Source organism: Guptibacillus hwajinpoensis (assembly GCF_005144865.1).
GTDB classification, from domain to species: Bacteria; Bacillota; Bacilli; order Bacillales; family Guptibacillaceae; genus Guptibacillus; species Guptibacillus hwajinpoensis_A.
On record NZ_SWFM01000001.1, the window covers coordinates 346,176 to 358,628 of the forward strand.

Below are 12,453 nucleotides of genomic sequence, written 5' to 3' on the forward strand. Positions count from 1 at the left end.
ATTAATCACGACTAGCCACCAGGGAGGAAATACATGTGATTGAAGTATATGTAGACGGAGCAAGCGCAGGTAATCCTGGCCCTTCTGGAGCCGGTGTTTTTATTAAAGCTGAAGGCAATGTGATTCGCTCATCTATGCCTCTCGGAATACTAACGAACCACGAAGCTGAATTTGAAGCGCTAATTCATGCACTTACGCTTTGTAAAGATCATAACTACAGAACTCTATCCGTTCGAACAGACTCTCAGCTCGTTAGTAGTGCAGTCGATAATCGTTATGTAAAAAACAAAGTTTATCAGCCCTATTTAGCTCGCTCGCTTGCGTTAGTTGATCAATTTGATTTATGTTTTATTAAATGGATTCCGAGTTCAAAAAATAAAATGGCTGATGAGCTCGCTCGAAAAGCCATTCAGCTGAATACCGCATAAAAAGCAACGGCGCCTCTCTTGAGAAGGCGCCGTTACTTACATTCGAATGCGCAGCCCCAGTGAATCAAGTTCCTTCTTTAACTGTTCGTAATCAACGTTAAGTTTACTATCATCAAATGAATGATTTTCAAGATGAGGGATAGCACGTTCAATCGTAACAAGCTGACGACTCAATTCCGCTAACTCCTTACCTGCAATTAACTTCTTGTGATAGCGATTAAATTTACTATCGAGTGTTTCGATGTTCTCATAAACTCCATTTACCGATCCGTATTGTTGGATAAGAGGTAACGCCGCCTTATCTCCTACACCGGCTACACCGGGAATATTATCACTCTTATCGCCGAGTAACGCTTTTACATCAATCCACTGATTAGGAGAAATGCCATATTCTGATTTAAAATGTTCTTCAGTATATACCCTATCCCCTTCTTTTCGAATCGCAATGATTTGTGAAACAGAAGGATTCAACAATTGAAGAAGGTCCCGATCATTACTGTAAATGTAACAATCACCCATGCCTTCTCTTGTCCATCTATCTGAGAGCGTTCCCATCACATCATCCGCTTCAAATCCTTCTACAGACATTTGCGGAATTCCTGTTGCATGGAACACATTGACTGCCGTTTCATACTGTTGAATAAGTGCTGATGGCAAATCCTGCCTGGTGCCCTTATAATCTTCAAACAGCTCCTTACGCTTCGTTTCATTCCGCTTAACATCCCATGTCACAACCAAATGGCTTGGCTCGTACTCTTTCAGAAGCGAGATAATTTTCTGAAGTTTCACTCGTAGTGCATTAGTAAACAAACCCTCTTCTGTTTTCGTTAATTCTTCTTCTGTTTTTCCATATGCTGTTGCAAAATAACCTCTACTTAGTAAATTGAAACCATCAATTAAAATCAATCTGTTCATTGTTTTTCTTCCTTTCGCACAGTGCTCTATCTTTTGTAATGTTATCATAAACGGGCTATGAACGCCTGTTGTTATCTATATAGCTAGAACACTGCTTCTCATACAAAAGAAGAAGCCTTCTGAGAAGGCTTCTTCTTTCTATTTCTCTGGATTCTTTAGTTTTTCAGCTTCCATTTCTGCATATGATGCAAAATTCTGTTTGTCTTTCATTTGTTTGGCATTGTTATTTCGTTGGGCATTCGGATTGCCCTTTTTCTGTCGACCCATCGTGACACTCCTTTATCGTTATTTCTCTAATAGTTTGTGTCAGAAAGGTCTGATTCTATTCAGTCAAAATGAAGCTCCTGTTTGTATGAGCGAAGGAACGCGACATACTGTTTTGATGCTTCCTTGAATGCTTTCTCATCTCTTTGGTCGAGAGCCTGATCAATAGTTTGGTGATAACGTTCTTCTTGGAAAGTAAACACGGCTTCATCAAGGATCAACTGGGCGTACAATTCCAATTCAAAAGTTTCCTGTTCTTGTTTCTTTTTCATTGCACGTTGTTTCATATTATCTTTGTAAGACTTGTGATGATTGTTCATGTTAGCTCTCCCCCCTCTTGAAGCTCTTTTTTCTATTATACGAGGGAATCGTCAAAATATCAATATTTTTCAGAATATTCCGATATAATTTTTTAACTTGTTCGTTTTTGCCTCTATAACGGTACTCTTGTAGCCCTATAGTGGGTACCGATCAATGTCAAAGTAGTTTTTCTTAAGGAGTCGTTCCTGATTCATCAATTCTTTATATGTGAACGACGCAGAGAGCTTTGAAGTGTCGATTAGCATAAGTTGCTCCTCCACATCACCGACCAATTCATCAGTCTGATAGCACATTCCACAATAAACACATTGAATCGATGGCAAATCAATAATCTCTACAGCTTTCGTTCCATCCGGAAGTTCCCAGTACCCTTTATCAAGGGTTTCGAACGCCCCTTCTTGGTCGCACCATTTGCACTTCATTCACTTACCTCCCCTTTTTCTCCTTCCTTGTATTTGCTTTGTTCCGCATTGTATTTCTTTTCTTTCATTTGGTCTCGTTTATCTCTTCGGTCTTTCAAGGAACTATGCTCGGCATCTTTCTCATATTGAGACCTACGATTTAATCGTTGTAGATTTTCTGGCACAAGATTAAATCGCTCATCTGTCATTAACGAGTGAATGCCAATGGCTGGTTTTTTCTCTAGTTCATAAACATTATTAAAATACGTATCCGCGGTACCTGGAGTATAATTCTCTGGTTCAGGATAAGAAGTAATTACACCTTCAAAGTTTCTCAAAATAACTTTATCAGCGCTTTGAGAAATCATGTAATTTGGCTGAAGTGCTATTTTACCGCCCCCACCAGGTGCATCTACAACAAAAGTTGGAACAGCATACCCTGATGTATGTCCTCTAAGTCCTTCAATAATCTCTAATCCTTTTGATACCGGAGCACGGAAATGTCCGATTCCCTCTGACAAATCACACTGATAAATATAATAAGGTCTTACTCTTATTTTAACGAGGTCATGCATCAGCTTTTTCATGATTGTCACGCTATCATTAATACCTGCAAGGATTACGGCCTGATTACCGACTGGAACGCCAGCATCCGCAAGCATTTCACAAGCTTTCTTTGACTCTTCAGTAATTTCAATACTTGTATTGAAATGTGTATTTAACCATACAGGATGATATTTCTTAAGAATATTACATAAATCTTCTGTGATCCGTTGAGGGAACACAACAGGCGCTCTCGTTCCTATCCTAATAATTTCTACATGTGGTATGGCACGTAAATTTTTGAGTACGTATTCAAGGATTTTATCGTTAATTAATAAACCGTCTCCTCCTGAAATTAAAACATCTCTTACTTCTGGAGTATTGGAAATGTAATTAATCGCATCGTCAAGTTGCTTTTTTGGTACGCCCATTCCTATCTGCCCTGAGAAACGCCTTCTTGTACAGTAGCGACAGTACATTGAGCATTGATTTGTAACAAGGAAGAGAACACGATCTGGATAGCGATGTGTTAAACCTGGGACAGGCGAATCTTCATCTTCATGTAATGGATCTTCAAGGTCATATTTTGTTTTGTGCATCTCTTGTGATATTGGTACAGATTGCATACGAACTGGACAGCGAGGATCATCAGGATTCATGAGAGACGCATAGTAAGGAGTAATATTTAATGGGATCGTTTTGGTTGCAATCTTAACACCAGCTTCTTCATCAGGAGTTAAATTCACGACCTTTTTCAGATCATCAAGTGTACGAATGGTGTTTGTTAATTGCCATATCCAATCATTCCACTGTTCCTCTGTAACATCCTTCCAAATTTCAATGTCTTTCCAATGTCGAGCTGGCTTATAAAGCTGCATAAGCATGAAGCATTCCCCCTTCATATAATCTACTTACATACTATGCAAGATTAATGCCAGCTCCATTGTTTCTTTAGGATGTTTTCAGAGACACTGTTTTTTATAGGAGTAGTGGTTGATTTCCGCTACTGCCCGTTTTACGTGGGGCGTGCGGTGTGCACCCTCCACTTCAATCATCTAAGTGTGGATTTTTTATACAAAACCCTTTCAAAAACAACCATATTTTAGAAAAGATCCATTCTTTAAGATTAAGATACGATAGCGGTATGATATTAATAAAAACGCCACATGTGCTCATTTTTCGGCACTATGACGTTTCGGTAACTTAGATAATTTATATTGTAATGTTTGTCTTGGAATACAAAGTTGCTTTGCCGCTTTTTTCACATTTCCCTCACTAGCGATCATCGCCTGTTCGATGATTCTTCTTTCAGTTTTCATAAGTGTCTCTCTGAGTGGTTCTATTGATTTTGTCATTACCACTTCGTTTTGCAGAGGCTGCAGCATTGGGAAATCTTTCAAACTCAAGAATTCGTCTTCTGCAAAATTCATAGCTGATTGAATTACATGTTCAAGCTCTCTTACATTTCCTTGCCAATTACGTTCATATAAGAAGGCAGCTGCATCATCACGAATCGTTTTAACTTTTTTGTTGAACTTGCGATTATATTTATCGATAAAGTGATCAACCAACTGAGGTATATCATTTCTTCGTAGACGAAGAGGAGGGAGCCTTAAGTAAATGACGTTTAATCGATAGAATAAATCAACACGTAATCTTTGTGCTTGAAGAGCGACTTCAGGTTCTTCATTAATTGCAGCTATGATTCGAACATCGACTTTTCTTGTTTTACCAGCTCCTACTCTTCTGATCACTCCATCCTCAAGAACACGAAGAAGCTTTGCCTGTACATCAATTGGCATCGAATTCACTTCATCGAGAAAAAGCGTTCCACCATCAGCCAGTTCAAATAATCCTTCTCGTTCTTCTGCGCCTGTGAAACTACCCCGAGTTGTTCCAAATAAAATCGATTCAAGAATAGTTGCTGGTAAGGCTGCACAGTTCTGTGCAATAAATGGTCCGGATCTGTTGGAAGCATTATGAATAGCCTGTACAATTAGCTCTTTACCTGTTCCTGTCTCTCCATAGACAAGAACAGGCGAATGGAGTTCTGCTGCTTTTCTAGCCCTTGCTTTCACACTCATAAAAGCCTCATCATTAGTTAAAATGTGATCAAACGTATATGTCGTTCCGTTATCAAATTCTTTAACCGTTTTTTTATTAATTTTTGCCTGTAACTCCATCACCTTGTCAGAGAGAGTTTTAATTCGCGAAATGTCTCTCGCTATTTCAACAGCTCCTTCAAGTTCACCATCTACTACAATAGGGAGTGTAGTATTAACAGTAGAAATGAAACGCCCTTTCATATTTCGATAGGTTTGATCTTTATTGAAAATCGCTTTTCTAGTCGCCATAACATGGGATAATGTGCTCGTTTCCTTTGACAATGATGGGAACGCTTCTAAATAATGCTTATCTAGCACTTCTTCAACTTTTAAACCATCGTGTTTAGCTGCAATTTCATTATAATAAATAGTAATTCCTCTATTATCTACAACATGAATTCCTTCATCAATGCTTTCAAGTATTGCCTCAAACATTCCATCCGTAATTGAAATGTTTTCGTTCATAGTTAGCTCCTTTTTGCCGAATTTTCATCACTAAGTGCCTATTATTCGGCACCGCATGTCAGAGACTTGCTCCAAAGATTCATATTTTCCCAGTCCTGATAAATCTTCACATTATTAATAAGCCTTCCGCCATACTCGTAGTTAAGTTGTTGAAACACTGCGTTCATTCCAAATGAAAGGCTTCTCGCAATCGAGTAGGCATAATAAATATCCTCTTCAAGTAATTTCTTCTCAAGTTCGATGATTAAGTGGCGCATTGTACCTCCTTTACGAAACTTAGGAAGTGTTGCACAATCCGTTATCTCTGCATTCTTAAACTTTCGATTCATTTCTGCAGAAGCAGCACTAATGATACGTCCATTCTCTTCTAACACGTGGAAAATAGTATTGTCTTTCATTACTTTTCGAATGTAAGCAGGTTCATCCATTGGCGTTGGATAAACAGCAAACACTTCTTTATATAATTCTGCTAATGCAGGTGCGTCACTTTCACGACCAGGACGCATAAGTGGTTTTCCACTTATTTCGGAAGGCGTTTTCGTTAAAACACCCTCTAGAATAACATCCTCATCCTTCCAAGTCTGACTGTTTCGACGCCAGTTGTCTCGATACTTCGTCATCATGTGCGCATCGACTCCAGAGAAATAATGCCGGATCATTCCTTCGTAAGATAGACCAAGAGAAAGAAGTTTACGAATATCTCCTTCTTTTGCTTTGATAATGCATTTTGTATACCCTTCCGTAAATAAAGAATGGATGTGATTGGTCATTGCTTTAACATTTCCTGAATATTCGTCAATACGAATTCGTTCATTGAATAAATCATGCGTACAAGAAAAGGAATAGTCGCACCCTTTATAAACTCTAGAAACAGCTTCACTTCTCTCTTGATTCACTCTAGCCCCTCCTTAACCATTCCTGCTATACAAATGGCTTCTCCTTTTCTACTGGAAATCCTTCATAATAAAAGACTGTTTTCGTAAACATTGTTGCTTTTGTTATAAAGCGGGTGATTTGGGCTCAAGTGGGGTTTCACCTGTCCAGCTAGTCCCGTAGGAGTCGAGCACCTTCCGCTCCAATCAACTAGGATATGGGGTTCTTTATAGAAAAATCTTTGAAAAGTAACAACCTTTTAGAAAACAGCGTTTAGAAAAGAGGCTAATAAAAAAAGAACGGTTCACCCGTTCTTAATTTTGACCACACCAGTCAATGATAATGTGGACAAACAATTCTGCTGCTAACATCATTTGATCGATCGCAATGTATTCATTAGCAAAATGCGCTACCGAGGTCTCTCCTGGTCCGAACACAATCGACGGAGTCTTACCTACTTCATTAAGAAGACCGCCATCCGTGCCCCACGGTGAAGCCTCAATCGTTAACTCTTCTCCTGTCATGCGACTATAGTGATTACTTATAATTGCTACAAGTGGATGGTCCTCTTCAACTTCTCCTGGAAGCCATCTCGCACCAAACCATTCGAGTGATACAGGATGATCCTTTAACCATGAATCATTAATATTATTCAGCGCCTGATTCATTTCATCTTTCGCATCTTCCAAGGTTTCTCCTGGTATTACTCCCATTCGTCCTTCAATGGTTACGAGATCTGGAACGGAAGACGGCCAGTCTCCACCAGAAATCTTGCCAATGTTAATTGGAACAGGAATTGGAATGTTGTTGTATAAGGGATCCGTGATCCGTTCATTCCTCGCCTTCTCTAAATTCTGGATCGCTTGTATGATTGCTACACTTTTCTCGAGGGCCGATACCCCTTCATAGCGAGTGCCACCATGAGCACCTCTGCCTGTAATTGTTACTCTAAACCACATTGATCCCTGCTGCTTTGGAAACACCTTCATTTTCGTCGGCTCTGGAATTAGGGCTGCATCCGCATGGTATCCTCTTTGAATAGTAGCGAGCGTCCCTGTCCCTCCGCTTTCTTCCTCGACGACACTCTCAAATATAATATCTCCTTTGAGGGTGATCCCGAGCTCCTTTAGACATTTTAACGCAAGAAGCATTGACGTATTACCGCCTTTCATATCGGTAGCGCCTCGTCCATATACACGTCCATCTATGACATCACCACTATAAGGGTCCTCATTCCAATCCTCCCGATTTCCAGGTGGAACGACATCAACATGCCCATTAAGGATTAAAGAGCGGCCGCCACCACTCCCTTTTAACACTCCTACGATGTTGGGACTTTCCGTAAAGTCGGTTCGATTCGCACAGAAAGCTGGATGGTTAATTGTATCTTCTGAAGGAACAAAGCGGTCGACCGATAGAGCTAGTTGTAGAAGCTCTTCTTCAACAATTTTTTGTACAGTAGATTCATTGCCTTGAACACTATCACATCGGACAAGATTTTGAAGTAATTCGACCCCATATTCCCTGTTCTCGTTCATCCAACTACTAATTTTATCCTTCACGAAGTGCGCCTCCCTACCAGTTCTACATTAAGCTCCGCTTCGGTTGAATTGATCACATCTTCGACTGAAAAACCAGGCATGACTTCGATAAGAAACAATTCCCCACTGTCAATTCTCATCACGGCTCTTTCGGTGATAATCATATGAGCTCCTTCTTTGACCGTTAACGGTAAAGAACATTCCTTGAGTATTTTTGGTTTGCCCTCTTTTGTTGTATGGCTCATCAGTACGATAACTTTTTTGGCTTTTTGAGCGAGGTCAATTGCTCCTCCCATACCCGGCACGCGCTTTCCCGGTACAATCCAGTTCGCAATGTCACCTCTGCCATTTACCTCAAGCGCCCCTAAAATCGTCAGATCAAGGTGTCCCCTCCTCACCATCCCAAACGCTTCTGCACTATTAAAAAATGAAGCCCCAGTGTTAATTGTTACAGGATAACCTCCAGCGTTAGAAAGGTTTCCATCCTCCTTACCAGGTTCAGGACTCCCCCCCATACCAAGAATTCCGTTCTCAGTATGAAGCATGACATCAAGTGAAGAAGGGATAAAGTCTGCTACAAGGGTTGGAATCCCAATTCCAAGATTAACCATCATACCATATGTTACTTCCTTCGCTGCACGCTCTGCGATCAACCTTCTCGTTTCAGCTCCCATACCCACTTCCAGTCCACCCCCTTACTTTCTATTACATGATCGATGAAAACACCTTGAGTAATAATTTCCTCAGGGTTTAATGAACCCGTTTCGACTAGTTCAACTGTTTCTGCAATCGTTATGTCTCCTGCTGCTGCGATAAGAGGGTTCGTATTGCGCGCGCTTTGATCATAGATTAGATTCCCATATGGATCAGCCTTTTTGCAGGCTATAATAGCGAGATCAGCCGTTAAAGCAGGTTCGATCATATATTCCTTACCATTAACAATCGTTTTTTCCTTACCCTCTTCTACCGAGGTTCCGAGGCCTACATCTACTAGAATTCCGCCTAGCCCCATTCCGCCAGCCCTAATTTTCTCTGCAAGAGTCCCCTGAGGAAAAAACTGTACTTCGAGTTCACCACTATGCATTTGCTTACCAGCTTCTGGGTTTGATCCGATATGAGATGCGATAAGCTTTGAAATTCGTTTTTCTGTGACAAGCTTTCCTGGACCAATCCATGGAAAACCAGCATCGTTACTAATTAATGTTAAATTAGTAACGCCAGAATCAAGAATCCAATCAATAATCGTAGGAGGTGAACCAACCCCACCAAATCCGCCGCACATAATTGTCATTCCATTAAATAAAATGTCTAGGTTTAAAAGACTACTTTTTTTACTTCTCACAAACGAACTCCCCCTCATCAGCTAATTGATCTTGTTTCATAAAGTCCTTCTGCCTCCAATTCAGAAACAAGTTCTGTAAGCCCCCTGTTCAGTTTATCGAGAAGAGTTTGCACTTCATGCTCTTGGATTACCAGAGGCGGTGCTATAATAACAGCATCACCTGCCACCCCATTTAAACCGCCAGCAGCGGTGTAAACAAGTAAACCTGCTTCATAGCATTTTCGAATCAATCGATTGGTTACTTCATACTGAAGCGGGAAGGACTCCTTCGTTAAAGAATCTTGAACAAGTTCAATAGCAGTCAACAATCCTCGTCCCCTCACATCACCGATAATGGGATAAATGGACTTAAGGTGTTCTAAACCTGTTAATAGAACCGCACCGCTTTTTTCAGCATTTTCAATGATATTATGACTTTCAATATAATTAAGAACAGCTAAACAAATGGAGGCTGAAAGTGGATTTGCACTAAACGTATGCCCACTTAAAACGATCTTGGACCCTCGTTCAATTGTTTGAATGATACGATCGGATACAAGGGTAGCTGCCATAGGTGTATACCCAGCACTCATACCTTTCCCTAAGGCAAGAATGTCTGGAACAACTCCCCAATGCTCCATTGCATACATTTTTCCAGTTCTCCCTACACCAGTCATTACTTCATCAGCGATAAACAAAATGTCGTAACGATCACACACCGCTTTCATTTCCTTAAAATAGTTATCTGGGGGAACGACTGCACCACCCGCTGCACCAATAATAGGTTCACAAACGAAAGCAGCAATCGTATCCGCTCCCAAACGTTGAACTTCTCTCTCAAATTCTAGCGCGTATTGCTTTGAACAGTTAGGGCAATGGTCCCTATAAGTGCAACGATAACAATAAGGTGGAGACAGGGTTGGGTATTGTTCAAGCATGGTGTTGAATCGACTTCTACGTATAACATGTCCGGACATCGAGAGCGCTCCCATTGTAATGCCATGATAACTCATCCATCTTGATATGACTCTGTTCTTCGTTGGCCTGCCCAGTTCCTGCCAGTATTGAACCGCTATTTTTAAAGCGGTTTCCATTGCTTCAGACCCGCTATTCACAAAAAACACCCAGTCGAGATCTCCAGGCGCTGATCGAACTAAGCGCTCTGCAAGTTCTTCAGCAGATGAACTCGTAAATTGAGAGCGATAAACAAAAGATACTTGAGTTGCCTGCTTAACCATGGCTTCTGTAATTTCTGACACGCCATGACCGATGTTCGCCGTTACAGCACCTGAACAACCATCAAGAAATGAGTTTCCATCTTCATCATATAAATAAATGCCTTTACCATGAGAAATAACGGCATAATCCATTCCAAGCAGTGGTTTAATTAAGTGGGTTCTCTTGTCCATACAGAACTTCACCTCACTATTCTTGTTTATAGTTATAGCCTATGTTGAAAAAGGTGAAAATTCTATTCCACACTATCTACAAAAAATTCTGACTTTGTTGTACGATTTGGATAAGAGGATACGGAGGGACGTTTATGGGACTAACAGTAAGAGAAGCGTTGCAACTGAGAGAAATGAAAGAAATTAAGCTCATCGCTGGTAAACAAGGGATTGATCGTGATATTAAGTGGCTGACGATCGTAGAGGTGATGGAAGATATCACAAGACTGCATGAAGGAGAATTTTTAATTACAACAGCTTATGGATGGAATGAAAATTCTGAAACCTATTCGAAGTTAGTTGAAGCGCTAGCCAACCGACAGCTTTCTGCTCTTGCCATTCATACTGGTTTCTACCTTGATGTAATACCGATAGCGATTATTGAAGCTGCGAATCGAACAGGATTACCACTTCTAGAAATTCCTAGAACGATGAATTTCTCTATGGTAACAAGGAGTATCCTTGAACAGCTAGTAAACAAGCAGCTTTCTATGCTTACTTACGTACAACAAATTCAAGACGAATTAACTTCTCTTGTTTTACAAAACACTGGTTTTTCTGCCATCACCAGTACGCTATCAAAACTACTGAATAGTAATATAACGCTATACGACCAGCATCATGCCCTAGTAGCAGGCACTTACTACGCAAACCGAAACTACCGTGTTGAAGAAACCTATCCTATATTAGCAGAAAATAGAACGATCGGAATGTTATGTATTCAGAAGCAAACACCGCTTACATCACTTGAGCATTTAGCGTTAAAACATGCATCTACCATATTTGCAATCGAATTCCTGAAGTTAAAAATTGTAGAAGATACCCGATCTCAGATTGAGGCTGATTTTCTTGATACACTCCTCTCCCATTCTTACGAAGACCAGGGCTATATCTTAAAGAAAAGTAGAGAAATGGGTTTTGATTTAAGTGGAGTAAATCGAGTAGCTATTTTTTCATCTAGTAATCTTACATTACTAGAAAAAGAATGCCTACAACAGTTAGTCACTAGTAGAACGAAAGGTATTGTTAAAAGGAAAATAGATCATGTCGTTGTATTGTTCACTGGAGATCGTGTACCGTTCTCTAACAATATGGCTCCCTATCCTTTTCATGCAGGAATTAGTTCAAGTACATCAGGGATTAAGCTGTTAGAAGAAGCTTTAAGGGAAGCCTCAACAGCCCATCAATTTGCGAAGTACCGAGGCGAAACCATTCTTCACCATGAAGAATTGGGGGCATATCAGATTTTTGTACGTCTAAAAGAAAGCGGAGAAGATCTTTCTACTTACTACACTCCATTGCTTTCTCAAATCATTGATTATGATCGAAAGCATCAATCGCAGTTAATGAGGACACTTGAAACATTTTTGGAAAACAATCTTGTTATTAACCGAACAGCTGACAAGCTATTTATTCATCGTCATACGCTAAACTATCGTATCAAACAATTGGAGAAACTCACGGGCATTGACATATACTCTTACGAACAGCGTATTCATCTTCAATTTGCCCTTCTTGCTTATTTAACAGATCAGATTCTTTCTATATAGGATTAAAATAGTAAAACACAGCTGTAGTGTAGGAGTGGAAGTTGTAGGAGGAAAACATAAATCTTTTGGAAAAGAGCCTTTAGAATCGAGACTTTTAATAACAGTTAAAAAGACAGGCCACTGGCCTGCCTTTTTCAATATGAACGTCTATTTACGTGATTTATTTTAAAATTCAAACTTACAAATAAATTATATCACTTTAAAATCCAAAATGTTATTGGGAAAAGACAAGCGAAAACCCTTACTACAATGCTGCAAATACAACTACATTTCCCAAT

At 40.0% G+C, this 12,453-nt stretch carries 13 protein-coding genes; 2 read left to right on the forward strand and 11 right to left on the reverse strand.

The annotated features are described in order from the left end of the window. Positions 1-35: 35 nt before the first annotated feature. Positions 36-428 carry a reverse transcriptase-like protein gene (locus FBF83_RS01710; protein WP_136945420.1) on the forward strand — a complete coding sequence of 131 codons (393 nt, stop codon included), beginning with the start codon at positions 36-38 and terminating at the stop codon, positions 426-428. A gap of 36 nt (positions 429-464) precedes the next feature. Here the strand turns inward: FBF83_RS01710 and FBF83_RS01715 are convergent, their stop codons facing one another. The 11 genes from FBF83_RS01715 to FBF83_RS01760 form a co-directional block, all read right to left on the reverse strand. Next, positions 465-1,343 carry a 5'-3' exonuclease gene (locus FBF83_RS01715; RefSeq protein ID WP_136945421.1) on the reverse strand — a complete coding sequence of 293 codons (879 nt, stop codon included), beginning with the start codon at positions 1,341-1,343 and terminating at the stop codon, positions 465-467. 138 nt (positions 1,344-1,481) lie between these two features. Then, positions 1,482-1,610 (reverse strand): hypothetical protein, encoded by a 129-nt coding sequence (locus FBF83_RS21245; protein WP_255435832.1) that lies wholly within the window; start codon positions 1,608-1,610, stop codon positions 1,482-1,484. Positions 1,611-1,669: 59 nt separating this feature from the next. After that, on the reverse strand, positions 1,670-1,927 hold the full coding sequence (locus FBF83_RS01720) for an IDEAL domain-containing protein (RefSeq protein ID WP_136945422.1): 258 nt from the start codon (positions 1,925-1,927) through the stop codon (positions 1,670-1,672). Positions 1,928-2,062: 135 nt separating this feature from the next. Continuing rightward, entirely contained in the window at positions 2,063-2,350 is a 288-nt protein-coding gene (locus FBF83_RS01725; protein ID WP_136945423.1) for a YokU family protein, read from the reverse strand. Beyond that, on the reverse strand, positions 2,347-3,756 hold the full coding sequence (gene ablA / locus FBF83_RS01730) for a lysine 2,3-aminomutase (RefSeq protein WP_136945424.1): 1,410 nt from the start codon (positions 3,754-3,756) through the stop codon (positions 2,347-2,349). Before ablA ends, FBF83_RS01725 begins: the two co-directional genes overlap by 4 nt. 288 nt (positions 3,757-4,044) lie before the next feature. Next, entirely contained in the window at positions 4,045-5,442 is a 1,398-nt protein-coding gene (locus FBF83_RS01735) for a sigma-54 interaction domain-containing protein (protein WP_136945425.1), read from the reverse strand. A gap of 41 nt (positions 5,443-5,483) precedes the next feature. Then, on the reverse strand, positions 5,484-6,338 hold the full coding sequence (ablB, locus tag FBF83_RS01740) for a putative beta-lysine N-acetyltransferase (RefSeq protein ID WP_136945426.1): 855 nt from the start codon (positions 6,336-6,338) through the stop codon (positions 5,484-5,486). A gap of 291 nt (positions 6,339-6,629) precedes the next feature. Further along, positions 6,630-7,877, reverse strand: a complete 1,248-nt coding sequence (locus tag FBF83_RS01745) for a peptidase (RefSeq protein WP_136945427.1) — start codon at positions 7,875-7,877, stop codon at positions 6,630-6,632. Continuing rightward, positions 7,874-8,536 (reverse strand): 3-oxoacid CoA-transferase subunit B, encoded by a 663-nt coding sequence (locus tag FBF83_RS01750; RefSeq protein WP_136945428.1) that lies wholly within the window; start codon positions 8,534-8,536, stop codon positions 7,874-7,876. Before FBF83_RS01750 ends, FBF83_RS01745 begins: the two co-directional genes overlap by 4 nt. Continuing rightward, positions 8,506-9,198, reverse strand: coding sequence for a CoA transferase subunit A (locus FBF83_RS01755; protein WP_255435834.1), 693 nt, complete (start codon positions 9,196-9,198; stop codon positions 8,506-8,508). Before FBF83_RS01755 ends, FBF83_RS01750 begins: the two co-directional genes overlap by 31 nt. A 17-nt stretch (positions 9,199-9,215) precedes the next feature. Further along, complete coding sequence (locus tag FBF83_RS01760; protein ID WP_136945430.1) at positions 9,216-10,586, reverse strand: aspartate aminotransferase family protein; 1,371 nt, start codon at positions 10,584-10,586, stop codon at positions 9,216-9,218. Between the two features lie 134 nt (positions 10,587-10,720). Between FBF83_RS01760 and FBF83_RS01765 the strand changes: the two genes are divergently transcribed. Further along, positions 10,721-12,175, forward strand: coding sequence for a PucR family transcriptional regulator (locus tag FBF83_RS01765; protein WP_136945431.1), 1,455 nt, complete (start codon positions 10,721-10,723; stop codon positions 12,173-12,175). Positions 12,176-12,453: the final 278 nt, after the last annotated feature.